This is a genomic window from Streptomyces sp. GESEQ-35 (genome assembly GCF_017948485.1).
Classification (GTDB): Bacteria; Actinomycetota; Actinomycetes; order Streptomycetales; family Streptomycetaceae; genus Streptomyces.
Genome location: NZ_JAFFSX010000011.1, coordinates 1 through 17,782, shown reverse-complemented (window position 1 = coordinate 17,782; position 17,782 = coordinate 1). Strand labels below are relative to the sequence as shown.

Genomic DNA, 17,782 nt, shown 5'->3' with positions numbered 1-17,782 from the left:
GCAGCGTCCCCAAGAGGCGCTGCGTTTGTCGATATGCGGCTCCGCCGCATGGGCGCGACCAGCCACAACGGGCCCGCAGACAATCGACGTCCGATCGCGGCGCTTCCAGCGGAGCACTCAGGGGTGCCGGAGGGCATCCACGGCGGCCTGCCTGATCCTCTTGGTCCGGCCCTTTTGAGCGACAACACGCAGGACATCCTGGTCGGCAGTCACACGGACCGCTCTCCATTGAAGCCAGTCGGACCAGCCATCGATGAGATCGTCGGTTGCCTCTGCCGACATGGCGCCCTGCTTGAGCGAATCCAGGGTCCCCAGGTCCCGCGCCCGGCGTTCAGAGAAGCCGCGCACCGCCGGCGGGAGGATCCGTACCCATCGCTCGCGCTCGTCCCCCGGAACGCGTTCCAGTACGTCACCGACGACTCCGGATGCCAGAGGACCGTCCGGCTCCAGAGACACCGCCTCGAACAGCAGCGGCAGTGCGGTGGGGGTGTCCATCGCCACACGGTAGAGGGACCAGCGGTCGTGCCCGTCGGCGAACGAGGCATCGCCCTCGTGCCGGCCGACGGCCCGGGCGAGCTGCCGCAGCACCTCGCCCAGGGCCGGGGAGGGATCAGCAACCACGCTCTTTGAACCTCTCCATGGCGACTCGGATGTTCTCCCTGATCGTGCGGATGTTCTCGGTGACCACGGCCAGCTGGTGTCTGGACAGTTCCTTCTCACCGGCCAGCGGCTTGCCGTTCTGGCCGATGCGGACCTCGTCGCCCTTGCCCTTCACATGTGCGTGAGCCGGCGCGTGATCGTTCGAATAAATCTGGATCCTCACACCGTCCTGGCTGACGATGGTACCGACGCCCGGATAGTCGGCGCCTGCCGCAGCCGGTGCGGAGGCGGACCACGCGGTCAGGCCCTTGACGGATGGTGCCGCCAGAGCCTTGGGTTTCGCCGGACACGTCTTCACCCTCCCCTCACGGATGTCCTTGATAAGGGTGCGCATCTTGTCCAGCGTCCGCTTGGCAGTCACCGACTTCTCCAGGAAGCCGGTGATGCCCGTGGCGACGCGTACGACGGCCTTGGCCACAGCAGGGAACTTGAGGACGGGAATCGCTGCGCCGACGGCATTCACCAAAGTCCACAGGCAGCTTTCGACATCGCCTTCGGTGAAGCACCGCTTGATGTCGGGCACACCGATGTACTCGAGCAGGATCTCGCCGCCGTTGGCCTTGATCCACCCCACGACGTCCTGTCCGGCAAGCGCCCTGGCTTCCCGGAACTCCTCGACGCACTCCGGTCCGCAGCCGTCCAGGAGCAGCGACTCGTCATCGGCCGTGAGGTCGGAACCGGCGCCGGAGCCGTTTTCCTCCAGCAGGGCCTGGGCGGCCTTCCGTTCCCGCTCCCTCTCCTCCGCCTCGGCGCGGGTGGCGGCGGCGTCCGCCTCCTTGGCCGCGCCGTCCGCGTTGGACGCCGCCTTCTCGGCCTTGACCGCGTCCGACTCGGATTGTGTGGCGACCTGATCCGCGATGGCGGCGTCGGACTCGGCGGCGGAAGCGGCGGAACGGGCGCCGGCCGCGTCCTTCTCGGCCTCCGTGGCGTCGCGGTCGGCCTGGGCGGCCGCCGACTCGGCCTCGTTGGCGGCGAAATTGGCGTAGAAAGCGTCGGTGCCCGCCTGCTGGTCGTATTTCTGGGCGTTCGCGTCGGCCTTCTTCGCAGCGGCGGCATCGGTCGCCGCAGCGGTGGCGGAAGCATTGGCCGCGGCGGCGGAGTTGACCGCCTGCACCGCGTAGTCCGCGGCGTCGGCCGCCGCCTGGAGGGCGATCTTCGCGTCTCCGGCGGCCTTGTCCGCCAGCGCCTTGGCCTGCGCCGCTGCCTTCTTCGCCTCGTCCGACTTGGCCTTGGCTGCGCTGGCCTGCTGCTCGGCGAGCGTCTTGGAGGTCTGCCCGATCAGCACCGCGTACGCGGCCGAGGCGTCGGTCTCGATGTACGGGGAGCCGATGCTGATCGCCTCGTCGGCCGCCTTGGTCGCCGCGGTCGCGGAGTCCCGGGCGGCCTGCGCGTACTGGGCCGTGGCGGCCGCGTACCCGGCGGTCTTCGCCGCCCACATGGCCGTCTTGGCGGCCTCGGCCACCGCCGCGCTGGCCTCCTTGCGCGCGGTGATCGCGGCGGCCTGGGCCTTCTTGGCCTCGGCGTCCGCCTTCCTGGCGTTCTCCTTCGCGGCCGCGGCCGCGTCGATCGCCTCGGCCGCTGCAGCGTGCGCTGTGGCAGCAGCCGCGTGCGTCTTCGCGTACGCCGACTGGGACGCCTCGGCGGCGGACCGGGAACGCTTGGCCGCACCTTCCGCACGGGTCGCCGCCGCTCGGGAGTTCACCGCCGCCGTGGTTGCCTCGTCGGCCGCCGCACGGGCCCGGGAAGCCGCTCCCGCCGCCTCGTTGGCTGCTCCACGTGCCTCTGCGGCCGCCTGCCGAGTCTCGGCCGCGGCCGCAGTGCCCTCGGCAGCGGCTGCGGCCGACTCCAGAGCCGCCGCCCGGGAGGCGGTGGCGTTCTTCTCGTGCTCGGCCTTGACCGCCTGGTTTCGCGCCGTGTATGCCCGCAGCTCGGCATCCTCGGCCGCCGCGAGCCTCTCCGCCGCCGTCGAGCCGGCCGTCTCGGCGGACGTACGGGCCTGACGGGCCTTGTCCTGCTCACCCCGCGCTCGCTCCTCGGCGGCGCCGGCCTTCAGGCGCTCGCTCGCCGCGATGTCGCGCTCCCGCTCGGCGGTGGCCTTTTCGGCCTCTGCGATCCCGCGCTGCCGCTTGGCCTCGGCGGCCTGCTCCCCGGCCGTCCGCTCAGCCTTCTCGGCGGTCGCGCGGGCGTTCTTGGCGGTCGTGGCGTTGGCCGCGGCCTCGGCAGCCAGCTTGGCCGCCGACTCGGCGGCTGCCTTGGCCTGGACCTTGGCCTCCAGGGCCGCCGTCTTGCGGAACTCGGTGTTCAGCGCATGCGTCTGAGTCTTCGCCAGCGCCAGCAGCGTCTGGGAGTCGGCCACGGTGGCCTTCGCCGCGTTCGACGCGGTGAGCGTGGCCTTCGCTGCCGCTTGGGTGGCAGCGGCCGAGGCCTTGGTGACCTGAACCGACTGCTGCGCGTAGAGCAGACCGCGGCCACGGGGGAGTTTCGCGGCGTCGGCGATCTCCCATGCCTTCTGCTGCTGGGCGGTCACCGTACTGGCGGCCGTCTTGGCCCGGGCGGCCGCCGCGTCCGCCACGGCCACCTGTGCGGCGGCCTTGGCCTTCGCCGTGTTCAGGTCCGTCGTGGCCTTGGTGAACTCGGCCTTCGTCGGGTAGCTGATCGAGTCCTTGTGCGCGGCCCAGTACTTCTGCCAGTACAGGATCTGGTCCGCCTGCCAGGCCTGCCGGACCGCCTCGATCATCGCGCCGGTCGCGGCCCGCGTCTCCTTCGCCGCGGCGGCCTCGGCGGTGACGATCGCCTTGCGCTGCTCGGCCTGGCCGGAATATTCCGACTCCCACTCCGAGTAGGCCTGTACGACCGCTCCAGTCAGCACCCGGTAGTGGTCGATCGGGTTGGCGCTGTCGCAGGCCGCCCAGGCCTGCTTCAGTGCTTCGACCTCGGTGCGGAACTCCAGCGAGTCCGGCTCGGGAGCCTTGGTCGGGAAGCCGCCGAAGCGCAGGAAGGTCGCGACGTCATTCGCCGAGGAGTAGCCCAGGTTGCTGGTGTCGAGCAACTCCCTCCCGGCGACGTCCTTGTACGCGGAGGCCCACGCGTCGTTGCCGGTGCCGAACGCGTCGAGCACCTTCTTGGCCTGGTCCAGCGAGGCCTGGCCGGGCCTCGGCGTCGGGTTCTCCCACGTCCTGTCGTACAGATCCTTCTGGGTCCCGAGGGTGAAGGCGACGATGTCCTTGCCGAAGTCGGGTGCCCAGTAGTCCCGGCCGCCCTGCGAATTCACCGAGGCGTAGGGCTTGTTGGTGGTGTTCAGCTTGTCCTGGCGCTCCCGGTAGGCGTGCAGGTCGGCCAGACCCGCGTCGCTGTCCCGTCGGTGGGCATCGCCCAGTTCACCAAAGGTCCAGTTCGCCACGACCGTGCGCAGATCAGTGTCCGGGCCCGCGAGTTTGGTCGCCGCGTACGTCTTCATCTCCGGCCCGCCGAAGTGCACGGCCCGCCCCACCTGGCAGCGGTCCTGGCGTGCCAGGGCGCCCAGGCTGACGCGGAGGCTGCGCGCGTACGGATCGGTCGGGTTGTCCCCCGGTTCGTCGGCGGACGCAGGGACGGCGGACACCAGTCCGCAGAGCACAGCGGCGGCTGTTGCGAGCCCGACGGCCGCGAAACCCCGTCGCGCCTGCCTTCGTTGAGGTCTTCTTCGAGTTGTTCGCACGTCGATGCCTGTCTGACTGGTCGGGTCGGGATGGTCGGTCCCGTCCCAGCAGGAAGAAGGCATGGCGAATCGCCGATCGAGGCCGACCGGTGGTGACACCGGCAGCCTGCCGCGCAGGAAAAGTCAGGAAGTTGAGTGATCCCCGTCCATGCCGCGTGCGGTCAACACGCGCCCCCCGCGCCCCCTCCCCACGGGGACTCGATCATCATGGCAGCGAGAAAGTCCTTTCGGAACCCCTAATTCGCCCACGCGTTCTACTGCCGCCCCTCCCGCACATGGCTGTGCCCCCGCCGGGTCGAAACCCGGCGGGGGCACAGTCCTCTGCGGCTCCCGGAGAGGCTCAGGAGGGTGGCGCTCAGTCCTGCCAGCTGCTCAGCCCCGGCACGGTCAGCGTGCCGCCGAACTGGCCGGCCTGAACGACCTTCACCTTGGTGAAGTAGATCAGCGGGATGTTCAACGGCGGCGGGTTCTCCGGGTCGAACGTGATCGGGACCAGACCGAACAGGTTCCCGGAGATGGACTCCGTGTACATGGTCGTTTTGCCGTCGCTGATGGTGGACTTCGTGCCCTCGTCCGCGGCCACGTGGTAGGTCTTGCCGGACTGCTTGTCCTTGACCGTCTGGTGCAGATCCCCGATTTCGGTGCCGTCGGAGATGACGTACTTCAGCACCTTCTTCTTGGTGCCGTTGGCGGTCTTCACCTCGACCACGCCCTGGTAGTCGGCACCCTTCAGCAGCAGCGAACTGGCGTCCAGGTACCAGGGGTCGTCCGGCAGCAGCACCTTGTTGTCGACGCCGCCCTCTTCGTCGGTGGCGGCCGGACAGTCGTCGGCGTTCGTGGTGGAACTCGCGGAGGGGCTCGGGGTCGCGGACTCGGTGGCCCCTTCGGCAGCCTCGGCCGCCTTCTCGACTGCCTTCTGCGCGTCCTCGACTGTCTTCTGAGTGTCCTCAGCTGCCTTCGACGCCGTGTCGGTCGTGTCCTTCACGGTGTTCTCGACCGTGTCGGTGACCTTGTCGGTGGTCTCCTTGACGGCGTCGTCCGACGAGGCCTTCGCGCTCTCGGAGGCGGAGGCCGACGGGGTCGCCGACGGCGACGGGCTCGCGGAGGCGCTTTCACCGCCGGTGAAGATCCCGGATATCGCCTCGCCGATGCCCTCCAGCAGGCCGCCGCCGCTCTCGGACGGCGAGGGCGTAGCCGTAGCGGTGTCGCCGCCCGACTCCGAGCCGCCGGACCCGCTCGCGGTGGCGGACGGCGTCGGCTCTGCCCCGTCGTCGGAACCTGAATCCGACGAAGAGTCCTTGCCGCCCGAGGAGTTGCCCTCCGTGGCGTCCGAGTCGTCCCCGGTCGAGGACGCCGAGGGCGACGGCTCCGCCTCCTCGGCGGACTCGCTCGCCGAGGCCGACGTCGACGGACTCGCGCCGGCCGACGCTTCGTCCTCCAGGGCCGCGACACAGTCCTTGTACTCGTCGGCCTTCTGGCTGTTCGACAACGGCTGGTCGTCGGCGAGCGCAAGCTTCGGCGTGAACCCCATCCCCATGAGGACCGCCGTCGGCATCGCCGCGAGGGCTATCGCCTTGCCGGCAGGCACGTGGAACCTGGTGAACAGCGGCTTCTTGGGTGCCGCGTGGCGCGGCCCGGTTCTCACACGGGGCTCGTCCACATCAGCCCCGTGGGTCACCTCGTCAGCCGGCACTGTGCCTCCCGTTCGCCCCGTTCGCCGGGCTCGTTCCTGACAGGTCGTTCGGCCCACCCATCCCGTCCACCACAGGCTTGAGGATCGTGGTGTCCGGGTCCATGGCCATGGGCGCGTCGCCGGCTCCCGTGGTGCCCTCCGTGGGCGCCGCCTCGGGCGGCACGCCCGGCGCCCACGACACGGCCATCGCGCCGCCCAAGAGGGCGAACAGGAAGCCGATGACGAAGCCGCCGAAGTTGGACACAGGGAGGGACACCAGCGCCAGCAGGATCGCCGCGACACCCGCGAAGGTGCGGATGTGCTTCTGGAACCAGAGGCTGACGCCCAGTACGACGAGCAGCACACCGATGATCAACGAACCGGCGCCCGCCGTCGTGGACATGGCCAGCGTCAGATGACCGAGCTGGAGGTGCGCGTACGGGAAGTACATGATCGGAAAGCCGCCGAGCAGGACGAACAGGCCGGCCCAGAACGGGCGATTGCCCCGCCAGGCGCGGAACTGCAACCTCCGGCGAGTGAACTGACCGGACGCGGCAGGAGTCTCGGCGCTCATGGAAAACAGCTCCCTGGTGCGGCGTTTCTGTGGTGATGACTTGTGGTGCTCGTGAAGGCCTGGCCTTCAGAGAGGACGGGCGGGGGCGCCTCGCAGCTCCCCCGCCCGTCACCGAGTGCCTAGTAGCACGGGTTGGATCCCACGGACAGCTTCATGCTGAGTCCGGGAAGCGTGAACGTGCCGGCAGTGGTCGCCCACGCCGTCTGCTCCACGCCGTACAGCTCCACCGAATCCGCCTGCTGGGCGAAGCCGTTGGGGTTGGCCTGCTCCTTGCCACCCTTCATGCCGGGGCCCTTGGAGGCACTACCGGCAGCCACACCGATGTCGATGCCGTGGAACACGGCCTTCGTGGAATCGAGGTTCTCGACGTCGATGAACAGGTTCGAGGCCGAGACCTGCTTGTCCTCGTCCCCGCTGTTACCCGCCGTCAGCCTCAGGGTGACGTTCTTCCCGATCAGCGGGATCGGCGTGATCACGGACTGGCACATGTTCTTGATACGGGCATCCGAGAACGCCGACACCGCAACCGGGTGGTGTTCCGTCGACTTGCCGTCGAGGCTCTTACCCGTGTCAATCGCGCCGTACTGCGTGAACCCCTTGCCTTCGAGGTAGTCCGCGCTGACCTTGAACGACTGACCCGACACACTGAACGACGCGGCGAGAGCACCCTGAGCGAGGGCAACACCTATCGCTGCCGTGGCGGCAACGCTGGGCACCATCACCACAGCGAACCGCTTCCATCTCGTCCCGCCACGCACCTGGGACTCCATATTTCCTCCTTCTCGGACGTACATCTCCGGCCCTGACTGCCCCAGTCGACTCGACTGCTCAGCCGGGCAGGGATGGGAGAAGTGCTACGTCCTCGGGAAGGGGAGCGCCCGCGCCCGGAAGCGCGAAACGCGCCTCGATCACCGGCGATCACCCCCGAGCGACAACCACTGGTCGCGCCTGACACACATCACGCACAACCTTGCTGGACAGGCTTCGCCGGTAGGCGAAGACCCCCCTGCCCAAGAGCCGGCGCCACTGCCGCCGGCTCTACTCGGTGGGGACCCTGGACTCCCGTCGACCCAACCGGCTGTCGGGGTACGGGAATGGACCGAGCGTCGCCGATCGTGGTGCATTCTCGCCGCCCGCACAAGGGGGTTCGTTACTGGCTAGTAACGGCCGGATAACCGAACAACGACCCTCGGGTCTCGGGTGGCAACGCTGGGTGGCACCTGGGGGGTGGACAAAGCTGTTGATCGATGGACAGATTCCGACAGATCAACGCCGCCGACTTACTCGCAGTAACAGCGGCCGCGATTACCAAGTTTTGGTAAAACGCGGCCGCAGTGGCACTCCATCGGCAAATCTTTCACTCGGGCATCACATGCCCCAGCGTTTAGCGACTGGTCAGAACCGGGCCCTCGCCCCGGTCAGAACAGGGCGCGCGCCAGCGCCCTGCGCGCCGCGACGACGCGTGGATCGTCGGCGCCGACCACCTCGAAGAGTTCGAGCAGCCGGACCCGTACGGACTCCCGGTTGTCGCCCGCCGTGCGCTGCACGGTGTCGATGAGCCGTCCGAACGCGTCCTCGACATGCCCGCCCACCAGATCCAGGTCGGCGGCGGCGATCTGCGCCTCGACATCACCCGGCTTCTCGGCGGCGTCCTTGCGTACCTGCGCCGGGTCGAGCCCCTGCACCCGCTGGAGCAACTCGGCCTGAGCGAGGCCGAGTTTGGCCTCCATGTTGCCCGGGTCGTCGCTCAGCACGTTCTTGTACGCCTGGACGGCACCGCCGAAGTCACCCGCGTCCAGAGCCTGTACGGCGGCTTCGAGCAGTGCGTCGTACGGTCCCACCGGCACCGTGGGAGCCTCCTGGACGGCGCCGGGATCGGCCTCCGGGTCGACGGCCAGGCCGGTGAGCCCGAAGCGCTGCTCGGCGACCTGGACGAGCTGATCGAGCGTCTGCCGGATCTGCGCCTCGCCGGCGGCCCCCTGGAAGAGCGGCAGCGCCTGCCCGGCGACGACCGCGAACACAGCGGGAATCCCCTGGATCCCGAACTGCTGCATCAGCATCTGATTGGCGTCGACGTCGATCTTGGCAAGGACGAAGCGTCCGTTGTACTCGACGGCCAGCCGCTCCAGGACGGGGCTCAGCTGCTTACAGGGCTCGCACCACTCGGCCCAGAAGTCGATGACGACCGGCACCTCGGTGGACCGCTGGAGTACATCCGTCTCGAACCCGGCTTCGTCGACGTCGATGACGAGGTCGGCCGGCGAGACGGCTCCTCCCCCGCCGCCCTCCCGGGCCGCTTCGGCGCGCGCCTGCTCCGCCTTCGCCTTGGCCTCCTGGGCCGCCTTCACCGCGGCGAGGTCGACGACTCCGCTCATGGACATGTTCCGTGGCTGCATGCGTACATCCTCCCCCGTTCTCGCGCGTGTGTGAAAAGCGTTGTGAAAGCCGGTCGTGCGGTGTTGGTCTCGGCGCCGGGTCCCCACCCCACACCAGTGGTTTCGCTACGGGTCGTAGCGTAATGGCATCGGGTGCCTCCAGGACACCTCTATCCGGTGATCTCCCTCACGGCCCCACAGGAACCGCCGGTTATGGTCATGGGATGCAGAGCCGCACCTCCGCCCCACGCGCCACAGGACGCCCGCGCAGCGCCGCCGCTGACGCCGCGATCCTCGCGGCCACGCGGGAGGCCCTGGTGGAGCTGGGCTGGTCCAAGCTCACGCTGGGAGACGTGGCTACGCGCGCCGGGGTTGCGAAGACGACGCTCTATCGCCGCTGGGCCGGCAAGAACGAACTCGTGGTCGACGCGGTCGCCGAACTCTTCGACGAACTGGAACTCCCCGACCGCGGCTGCCTCGCGGCCGACATCGAGGGAGTCGTGCTGCAATTTGCGGCAATCCTGGCCCGTCCGGAGGCGAAGAGCGGACTGATGGCGGTCCTCGCCGAATCAACCCGCGACGACGCACTCCGCGAACGCATCCGTGCGTCGATCGTCAACCGCCAGAAGCGGTTGGTGCTGGAAGGCCGGGCCCGGGCCCAGACCCGCGGCGAGCTGCCTCCCGAGACAGATCCCGGGGAGGCTGCGCGCACGGTCGACCTCATCTTCGACATGGTCGCGGGCGCGGTCGTCCACCGCTGCCTGGTCAGCGCCGAACCGGCCGACGAGGAGTGGGTCCGGAGCTTTACCCGCGTCCTCCTACTGGGGCTGACCTCGGCCGACGAGGTCCAGAAGGAAGCCTAGAACCCGGCGGGCTCCGTATACGTCCCCCACTCCTCCCGCAACACCCCGCAGATCTCGCCCAGCGTGGCCTCCGCGCGTGCGGCGTCCAGCATCGGCCCGATCATGTTGCCACCGTCGCGCGCGGCCTGGAGCATCGCATCGAGCGCGGTCCGAACGGCGTCGTCATCCCGCGCGGACTTACGGGCACCCAGCGCCCGAACCTGCTCCCGCTCCACCTCATGACTGACCCGCAGAATCTCCAGATCCCCGGTCACCGACCCGTGATGGACGTTCACGCCCACAACCCTCTTGTCGCCCTTCTCCAGCGACCGCTGGTACTGGAAGGCCGACTCCGCGATCTCCCCGGTGAACCAGCCGTCCTCGATTCCGCGCAGGATCCCTGAGGTGATCGGGCCGATCGGGTGCTGTCCGTCGGGGTGCGCCCTGAGGCCCCGCTCCTTGATCTGGTCGAAGATCGCCTCCGCGTCGGCCTCGATGCGGTCCGTGAGCTGCTCGACGAACCACGAACCGCCCAGCGGATCGGCCACGTTGGCGACCCCGGTCTCCTCCATGAGGACCTGCTGCGTCCGCAGCGCGATCTCCGCGGCCTGCTCGGAGGGCAGCGCGAGGGTCTCGTCCAGGGCGTTGGTGTGCAGCGAGTTCGTGCCGCCCAGCACCGCCGCCAGCGCCTCCACGGCCGTACGCACCACGTTGTTGTACGGCTGCTGGGCCGTCAGGGAGACGCCGGCGGTCTGCGTGTGGAAGCGGAGCCACTGCGCCTTCTCGGACTGGGCGCCGTACACGTCCCGCATCCAGCGGGCCCAGATCCGGCGCGCGGCGCGGAACTTGGCGATCTCCTCGAAGAAATCGAGATGGGCGTCGAAGAAGAAGGAGAGGCCGGGGGCGAAGACGTCCACGTCCAGGCCGCGCGACAGCCCCAGTTCGACGTACCCGAACCCGTCCGCCAGCGTGTAGGCCAGCTCCTGCGCCGCCGTCGATCCGGCCTCGCGGATGTGGTAGCCGGAGACGGACAGCGGCTTGTAGGCGGGGATGCCGGACGCGCAGTACTCCATGAGGTCGCCGATCAGGCGGAGGTGCGGCTCGGGCTGGAAGAGCCACTCCTTCTGGGCGATGTACTCCTTGAAGATGTCGGTCTGGAGTGTGCCGTTCAGGACGGCGGGGTCGACGCCCTGTCGTTCGGCCGCCACCAGGTACATGCAGAAGACCGGGACGGCCGGACCACTGATCGTCATCGACGTCGTGACGTCACCCAGCGGGATGTCCTGGAACAGGACCTCCATGTCCGCCGCCGAGTCGATGGCCACCCCGCAGTGCCCGACCTCGCCGAGGGAGCGCGGGTCGTCGGAGTCGCGGCCCATGAGGGTCGGCATGTCGAAGGCCACGGACAGGCCGCCACCGCCGTTGGCCAGGATCATCTTGTAGCGCTCGTTCGTCTGCTCGGCGTTCCCGAAGCCGGCGAACTGCCTGATGGTCCAGGTCCGGCCGCGGTAGCCGGTCGGGTAGAGGCCGCGGGTGAAGGGGTACTCTCCGGGCCAGCCGATCCGCTCGAAGCCCTCGTACGTGTCCCCGGGCCGGGGCCCGTACGCAGGCTCCACGGGATCGCCGGAGAGCGTGGTGAAGTCCGCGTCGCGCTTGCGCGAAGCGTCGTAGCGAGCCTGCCAGCGACGGCGGCCTTCCTCGATGGCGTCAGCGTCCATACCATCGAATTTACTTGGACGTCCTAGTAAATGTCGACCGTTTACTAGGACGTCCTATCAACGTCCTGGTGCGCCGCAGGTCAGGCCTTCGCGACCGCCGGCGAATCCTCGGCCACCTCGGCCTCCAGCTCGTGGCTGATCCTCCGCTCGACGAAGAAGGCGGCGGTCGGAACGGTCCCGGCGAGCAGAACCCAGAGCTGCTTGCCGACCGGCCACTTCGCCTTGGAGCCCAGGTCGAAGGCGAAGACCAGGTAGAGGACGTACAGCCAGCCGTGCGCGATGGCGACAACCCGGGTGAAGTCGGCGGCACCGTCGACGTCGAGGGCGTACTTGGCGATCATGCTGAGGCACAGCAGGACGAGCAGCACACCGGTGACGTAGGCCAGGACGCGATAGCGGGTCAGCACGCTTTTTTTCATGCCGTCGAGCGTAACGGCCGGTTCCGGGAGATCTTGCCCCGGGCTACCCCTCCTCGAAGTCGCCGGAGGCCACCCGCAGCGGCCGCAGCATCGCGAAGATCTCGGCACACTCCTCGGCGTCGTACGCCCCGAGTCCGAAGTCCATCGCCATCAGGTCACGGGTGGCGGCCTCGACGACCTCGCGGCCCTTGTCGGTGATGGTGGCGAGGGTGCCGCGCCCGTCGTTCGGATTGGGCCGCTTCTCCACCAGGCCCGACCGCACGAGGCGGTCCACGGTGTTCGTCACCGACGTCGGGTGCACCATGAGCCGCTCGCCGATCTTGGACATCGGCAGCTCGCCGGCCTTGGAGAAGGTGAGCAGCACCAGCGCCTCGTAGCGCGCGAACGTCAGCTCGTACGGCTTGACCACGGCGTCGACCTCGGCGAGCAGGATCTGCTGTGCGCGCATGATCGAGGTGATCGCGGCCATCGACGGTACGTTTCCCCAGCGCTGCTTCCAGTGTTCGTCGGCGCGGGCGATGGGATCGAAGGGAAGGCTGAGCGGCTTCGGCACGCCCCAGACCTTACCGGCCGGTCATATGGCGGTCAGCCCCGTCTCGCCCTTCGGTCCGCCGCACTTCCCGGCATTGCGATGCCGGTCGAGCACTGTCCACTATGCAACGATTGCTTATGAGTTGTCACTAAACGTCACCTTCGCCCTAGGGGGCAGCATGTCCCGGCTGATCCACGCCCTCGCGGCTCTCGCGGTGCTCGGGCTCGCGGCGGGCTGTACGTCCGCGCCCGACATCGACGAGGCCTCTGTCGCCGGCGCCGCCTCCGGGAAGGCGGACCTCGCGCCCGCCTCGCCGTTCTGGGTCGACCCGGAGAGCCCCGCCGCCCAGCAGATCGAGACATGGCAGGAGGAGGGCCGTACCAGGGACGCCGAACTGCTCAGGCGCATCGCCGACCGGCCCGCCGCGCTGTGGCCGGCCGGTGAGAACGACCCGACCGTGCCGGTCACCGAGGCCGCCACGGCCGCGCGCCGGGAAGGGCGGACGGCGCTGTTCGCGGCGTACAACATCCCGCACCGGGACTGCGGGCAGCACTCGGCGGGCGGGGCCGCGGACGCGGACGCCTACCGGACGTGGATCGAGAAGTTCGCGGCCGCGCTGGGCAAGGCCAAGGCTCTGGTGGTCCTGGAGCCCGACGCGGTCGCGCACATCGTGGACGGCTGCACGCCCGGCATCCACCACGGCGAGCGCGAGGCACTGCTGGGCGAGGCGATCGACCGGCTGAAGCGGCAGCCCGGCACGAAGGTGTACCTGGACGCCGGCAACCCGGCCTGGATCAGGGATCCCCAGAAGCTGGGCCAGCTGGTCCAGCGCTTGTACCGGGCGGGGATCGCCCGCGCCGACGGCTTCGCCCTCAACGTCTCCAACTTCCAGACCGACGAGGTCACCAAGGAGTACGGCCTCCGGCTCTCCGCGGACCTCGGCGGCAAGCACTTCGTCATCGACACCAGCCGCAACGGCAACGGACCGCTGCCCGGCGAGTGGTGCAACCCGCCGGACAGGGCCCTGGGCACCCCGCCCACCTTCGACACCGGCGAGCCCGCCCTGGACGCCTACGTGTGGGTCAAGCGGCCCGGTGAGTCGGACGGGACGTGCGAGGGGGGACCGAACGCCGGGCAGTGGTGGCCGGAGTACGCGCTGGAGCTGGCGCGCAACGCCAAGGAGTAGCGCCAAGGAGTAGGCGGCCCCTGCACGGCTACTCGACCTGGATCCACTTCGCCTCCGACGGCGTGCCCTGTGCGTCCGTCACGAACAGCATGTACCAGCCGGGCGGGACCAGGGTCGGGTCGTTCGGTACGTCGACGGTGACCGAGTTGCCCGTCCTGGTGAGGCCGAGTGCGATCGAGCGCTGTTCCACGTCCGTGGTGTGCGTCACCGCGCTCGGGCGCATCAGACGGGCTGTGGTGATGCGTTCGGGGTGGGCGGTGGTGAACGTCGCGCGGCGGTCGCCGTCGAGTTGCCGCGGGCCGCCGCCGAGGGCCGGACGGTTCTTGCCGTTCTTGTGCAGGGTGGGCGGCGTGAAGATCTCCATGCGCTGCTCGAAGTGGCCCAGCTTGGTGTTCTGCTGGTCGTCGAAGAGCGGGTCGGAGCCGAAGGTGGCGACCCGGCCGTCGGGCAGCAGCAGCGCCTCGGAGTGGTAGTTGCGGCCGACCATCGGCGCCGCGGCCTCGCGGAAGACGTTGCCCTTCGGGTCGTAGAACTGCGCCTTGAGGATGTTGCTGGCGCTGCGGCCCCGGTAGTCCTCGGAGCCGTTCGAGGTGAAGACGGTGTCGTCGGGCATGATCACGCTGTTCAGATAGCGGGTGCCCTGGGGGAGGTCGGGGCCGTCCTCGAAGACGGGGTTGTCCTTCTTGAGGTCGACCACGGCCGTGCGCTGCGTCGACTTCTTGGACTCGCCGACGCCTCCGCCGCCGAGGAGCATCACCTTCTGGTCCTGGGCCGGCGGGAGGAGGAGCGAGGCCGACGTCTCGGTCTCGTCGGCGTCGCGCAGGCCCGGGACGTACTGGAAGGTGTTGGTCTTCAGGTCCCACAGGCCCGGCTCGCGGCCCCTGTCGGCGGGGCCGTAACCGGCGTTCGAGGCCGGGTAGAAGAGCTTGCCGCCCTTGGTGAGGAACAGGGCGGGGTACGTCGGGAAGTACCGCTTCGGGCCCGGTGACCACTTCTTGGTCCTCGGGTCGTAGATCTCGTTGTCACCGGGGTCGATCTTGCCCAGGTCGTCCAGGCCGGAGACGGCGAGGACCCGGCCGTCCTCCAGGCCGACGAGGGTCGGGTACCAGCGGGCCTTGTCCATCGGGTCGACCGTGACGTACCGCTCGGCCTTCGGGTCGAACTCGTAGGCGGCGCGGATGCCCTGGAAGTCCTGCTTGTCGAAGCTGATCCGCTCGGAGAGGCCGTACGTGTTGTTCGCGTCCTTGCCGGTCAGGCCGACGATCTCGTACTGCGCCTGCCTCTCGGTGACGGACAGCGGGCCCTTCTCGACCGCCTCCACGAAGACGCGGACCTCGCTCGCGGTGACCCTGGTCGTCCGTCCGGTGCGGCCGTCGGTGAGCGCACGGGCCTTCGGGACCGTGACGTCGAACCGGGAGACGTACTCGACTCCGGCGGGCGAGCGGAAGACGGTGCCCTTCTTCAGGAACATCGCCTTGTTCGGGCTCTCGTTCTTCACCCGCATACCGCCGGCGGCTCGATCGACCTCGCCGTCGAGGAGTTCGTAGCGGGCGGTGCCGCCCGCCACCAGCAGGCGGCCGTCGGGGAGTTGGGCATGGCCCGCGCAGAAGAAGTCGTCGGGGGTGTCGATCTTCTTGAACGTATTCGCCTTGGGGTCCCAGAGGACTGTGTCGAACGAGCCCTTGTTGAACTTCCGTTGTTCGTTGCCCGAGCCCGCGACGATCAGGACCTTGCCGGTGTGCAGGAGCGCCGCGTGGATGGCGTTGGTGCGGTACTCCTCGGGGATGTCCACCTGGGTCCAACTGCCGTACCGGGCTTGGTACGAGGGTTGGGCGATCTTGTACGCGTGGTACTGCGCGCCGGCGAAGTCCAGCGCGGCCGGGGCGTTGAGGCCCAGCAGGACGACTATGCCGCCGATGCCGAACACTGTCTTCTTGGTCTTCTGAGAGGGGCTGTAGGCCATGGCCTAGTTACCTCCTGTCGTGGAGCTGGAGACCGTGGTGCCCGCGCTGTTGCCGGCGAGAGCGGGTTCGGCGCTGTCGCCTCTGCGCGGCGGTGCGTGCAGTACGTGGAGTGGCGGCCGCTCCCTGCGCTCCTTGAGGAGGGTCGAGCACCATACGGCCACCGGGGCGAGGGAGATCGCCATGGCCAGGAACGCCCAAGTGCGCATCGCCGCATGGGTGTGGTCGAGGAACACCGACGCGGCGAGGGAGGTCGCCAGGAGGGCCGCCCAGAAGAGGTGGATGCGGAAGGTGAGCAGGCGGTCGGGGCTGGCGTCGTCGCCCTTCGGGGTCACTACGAAGCGGCTGGGGCGGCGGAGCAGGGCTTCGCCGAACGACTTGAGGTAGATCGGGGCCGAAAGGGCCGACATCGCCATGCCGGCCAGGCCGCCGGAGCCCTGTGGTTCGTGCGGGGACACGTTGTGGCGCCTGTTCCAGAGGTAGAGGCCTATCTGGAGCGCGGCCGCGTCGCTGTAGAGCATCAGCCAGACGGAGGCGGCTACTTGAGTGCCGGATGCGCCGAACCAGAGGAAGAGAATGCAGCTGAGGATGCCGAGGAACCAGTTGACCGCCGTCATCGGGTAGTAGACCAGCATCAGCGTGTACGAGAGGAAGCGGCCGGGGGGCATCTTGCCGGGGGCCTTCCAGTACTGCTTGATCAGCGTCTCGTAGGTGCCGCGCGACCAGCGCATCTGCTGGGTGAAGAAGTCCGTCCACGAGGCCGGGCCCTCACCTACCGCCAGTACGTCCGGGGTGTAGACGCTGCGCCAGTGGTTGGTGGTTTTGGGGTTGCGGGTGTGGTGGAGTTCGAAGCCTGTGGCCATGTCCTCGGTGATCGAGTCGTAGAGGCCGCCTATTTGTTTGACCGCTGATATTCGTACGACGTTGTTCGTGCCTACGAACATGGGGGCCCGGTAGCGGTTGCCTGCGCGCTGGATCAGCGCGTGGAAGAGGAACTGCTGGGACTCTGCCGCCTTTGTGACGGGGTTGTGGTAGTTGCCGTACACCTGGGGGCCTACGACGAAGGCGACGTCCGGGTCGCGGAAGTAACCCATCATCCGCTCCAGGAAGTTGGGGAGCGGGACGTGGTCGGTGTCGACGGAGGCGAAGAAGTCGTACTCGTCGCCGTGCATCGCGATCCAGGCGTTGTAGTTGCCGTGCTTGGTGCGGGCCTTGTGGACGCCGTCCGGTCTGTTCCACTCGGGGACGCCTCGGCGGGTGAAGTGCCGTACGCCGAGTTCGGCGCAGAGGGCCTTCGCCTGGTCGTCGTCGCCCTCGTCGAGGAGCCAGATGTCCCGGGGGCCCGTGTGGTGGATGCGGGTCGCGCCTTCGAGGGTGGCGCGGACCATGTCGAGGGGTTCCTTGCCCGGGACGTACGTGGTGAGGAAGGCGACTCGGGTGCCGGGTTCGGGGACCACCGGGACCGGGTCGCGGGCGACCATCGTGGCGTGGGCTACGGAGGCGACGTTGACGACCATGAAGAGCTCGATGAGCCCGATGCAGATCAGCATGGCGACGTCGAGAACGGTCAACCATTCTTCGCCGCCCTCGCGTTCCACCCAGTGGCTGGGCCAGATGAGGTAGACGAGGAGGACGCCGGTGAATATCGGCGCGAGGGTCATGAGCAGGATCGCGCGTATTCGGTGCGGCTCGCATGCGAGGAGCGATGTGTACTGCACCCGGTACGCCTTGTCCGACGGCTCCTTGAGCGGTCCCGCCAGTCGGCTGTGGGTGTCGTAGTCGTAGCCCTCCGGCTGCCGCACAGCGTCCTCCAGTTGTGTGGGGTGATCGAACTAGTCGATACCCATACAAAAGTGGAGTTTTGAGGGTGTGTCGAACTGGGCGCGTCCAGGTGGGTGCCGGGTGCCGTCCGGCGGGGAGCGGGGGGGGGGGGGGGGTGCGTGTGGGGGGGGGGGGGGGGGGTGCGGGTGGCGCGGGTGGGTCGTGGTGCGTGTGGCGCGGTTCGGTTCGGTTCGTGGTGGGTCGGGGACGGGGCGGGGGGGGGGGGGGCGGGGGGGGGGGGGGGGGGGGGGCGGGGGGGGGGGGGGGGGGGGGGGGGGGGGGGGGGGGGGGGGGGGGGGGGGGGGCGGCCCGCCCCCCGCCCGCC

General features: G+C 69.0%; 13 protein-coding genes. 2 read left to right on the top strand and 11 right to left on the bottom strand.

Translation table 11 applies throughout. The features are described 5' to 3' along the window. Window positions 1-117 precede the first annotated feature (117 nt). The 6 genes from KCH87_RS22030 to KCH87_RS22005 form a co-directional block, all read right to left on the bottom strand. A complete protein-coding gene (locus KCH87_RS22030; protein WP_210587924.1) occupies window positions 118-621 on the bottom strand; it encodes a hypothetical protein in 504 nt (167 codons plus the stop codon). Beyond that, the gene (locus tag KCH87_RS22025) at window positions 611-4,261 is read right to left on the bottom strand and encodes a DUF4160 domain-containing protein (protein WP_210587923.1); all 3,651 of its coding nucleotides are present in this window, start codon (window positions 4,259-4,261) and stop codon (window positions 611-613) included. Before KCH87_RS22025 ends, KCH87_RS22030 begins: the two co-directional genes overlap by 11 nt. Before the next feature lie 451 nt (window positions 4,262-4,712). Beyond that, entirely contained in the window at window positions 4,713-6,050 is a 1,338-nt protein-coding gene (locus KCH87_RS22020; protein WP_210587922.1) for a hypothetical protein, read from the bottom strand. Continuing rightward, on the bottom strand, window positions 6,040-6,603 hold the full coding sequence (locus KCH87_RS22015) for a DUF6114 domain-containing protein (RefSeq protein ID WP_210587921.1): 564 nt from the start codon (window positions 6,601-6,603) through the stop codon (window positions 6,040-6,042). The genes KCH87_RS22020 and KCH87_RS22015 overlap by 11 nt, the downstream gene beginning before the upstream one ends. Window positions 6,604-6,722: 119 nt before the next feature. Then, window positions 6,723-7,373, bottom strand: a complete 651-nt coding sequence (locus tag KCH87_RS22010; RefSeq protein WP_210587920.1) for a DUF6230 family protein — start codon at window positions 7,371-7,373, stop codon at window positions 6,723-6,725. A 648-nt stretch (window positions 7,374-8,021) separates the two neighbouring features. Beyond that, window positions 8,022-8,999, bottom strand: coding sequence for a tetratricopeptide repeat protein (locus KCH87_RS22005; protein ID WP_210587919.1), 978 nt, complete (start codon window positions 8,997-8,999; stop codon window positions 8,022-8,024). Between the two features lie 203 nt (window positions 9,000-9,202). Between KCH87_RS22005 and KCH87_RS22000 the strand changes: the two genes are divergently transcribed. Further along, complete coding sequence (locus KCH87_RS22000) at window positions 9,203-9,841, top strand: TetR/AcrR family transcriptional regulator (RefSeq protein ID WP_210587918.1); 639 nt, start codon at window positions 9,203-9,205, stop codon at window positions 9,839-9,841. On the opposite strand, the gene KCH87_RS21995 is transcribed toward KCH87_RS22000, so the two are convergent. The 3 genes from KCH87_RS21995 to KCH87_RS21985 all read right to left on the bottom strand — a co-directional run bounded on the left by KCH87_RS21995 (window position 9,838) and on the right by KCH87_RS21985 (window position 12,510). Beyond that, window positions 9,838-11,538 carry a methylmalonyl-CoA mutase gene (locus KCH87_RS21995; protein ID WP_210587917.1) on the bottom strand — a complete coding sequence of 567 codons (1,701 nt, stop codon included), beginning with the start codon at window positions 11,536-11,538 and terminating at the stop codon, window positions 9,838-9,840. The two genes, KCH87_RS22000 and KCH87_RS21995, sit on opposite strands and share 4 nt — an antisense overlap. Before the next feature lie 80 nt (window positions 11,539-11,618). After that, a complete protein-coding gene (locus tag KCH87_RS21990; RefSeq protein ID WP_210587916.1) occupies window positions 11,619-11,957 on the bottom strand; it encodes a DUF3817 domain-containing protein in 339 nt (112 codons plus the stop codon). A gap of 43 nt (window positions 11,958-12,000) precedes the next feature. Continuing rightward, window positions 12,001-12,510, bottom strand: coding sequence for a MarR family winged helix-turn-helix transcriptional regulator (locus KCH87_RS21985; protein ID WP_210587915.1), 510 nt, complete (start codon window positions 12,508-12,510; stop codon window positions 12,001-12,003). A 157-nt stretch (window positions 12,511-12,667) separates the two neighbouring features. Here KCH87_RS21985 and KCH87_RS21980 point away from each other — a divergent pair, with 157 nt between their 5' ends. Beyond that, window positions 12,668-13,675, top strand: coding sequence for a glycoside hydrolase family 6 protein (locus tag KCH87_RS21980; protein ID WP_210587914.1), 1,008 nt, complete (start codon window positions 12,668-12,670; stop codon window positions 13,673-13,675). Between the two features lie 28 nt (window positions 13,676-13,703). On the opposite strand, the gene KCH87_RS21975 is transcribed toward KCH87_RS21980, so the two are convergent. Both KCH87_RS21975 and KCH87_RS21970 read right to left on the bottom strand, forming a co-directional pair. Further along, window positions 13,704-15,638 (bottom strand): kelch motif-containing protein, encoded by a 1,935-nt coding sequence (locus tag KCH87_RS21975; RefSeq protein WP_210587913.1) that lies wholly within the window; start codon window positions 15,636-15,638, stop codon window positions 13,704-13,706. A gap of 3 nt (window positions 15,639-15,641) precedes the next feature. Continuing rightward, window positions 15,642-17,438 (bottom strand): glycosyltransferase family 2 protein, encoded by a 1,797-nt coding sequence (locus KCH87_RS21970; protein ID WP_210587912.1) that lies wholly within the window; start codon window positions 17,436-17,438, stop codon window positions 15,642-15,644. Between the last annotated feature and the right edge of the window lie 344 nt (window positions 17,439-17,782).

Coding starts and splice junctions, on each gene's coding strand:
- KCH87_RS22015 (WP_210587921.1), bottom strand. CDS start 6,603: ATGAGCGCCGAGACTCCTGCCGCGTCCGGTCAGTTCACTCGCCGGAGG.
- KCH87_RS22010 (WP_210587920.1), bottom strand. CDS start 7,373: ATGGAGTCCCAGGTGCGTGGCGGGACGAGATGGAAGCGGTTCGCTGTG.
- KCH87_RS22005 (WP_210587919.1), bottom strand. CDS start 8,999: ATGCAGCCACGGAACATGTCCATGAGCGGAGTCGTCGACCTCGCCGCG.
- KCH87_RS22000 (WP_210587918.1), top strand. CDS start 9,203: ATGCAGAGCCGCACCTCCGCCCCACGCGCCACAGGACGCCCGCGCAGC.
- KCH87_RS21995 (WP_210587917.1), bottom strand. CDS start 11,538: ATGGACGCTGACGCCATCGAGGAAGGCCGCCGTCGCTGGCAGGCTCGC.
- KCH87_RS21990 (WP_210587916.1), bottom strand. CDS start 11,957: ATGAAAAAAAGCGTGCTGACCCGCTATCGCGTCCTGGCCTACGTCACC.
- KCH87_RS21980 (WP_210587914.1), top strand. CDS start 12,668: ATGTCCCGGCTGATCCACGCCCTCGCGGCTCTCGCGGTGCTCGGGCTC.
- KCH87_RS21975 (WP_210587913.1), bottom strand. CDS start 15,638: ATGGCCTACAGCCCCTCTCAGAAGACCAAGAAGACAGTGTTCGGCATC.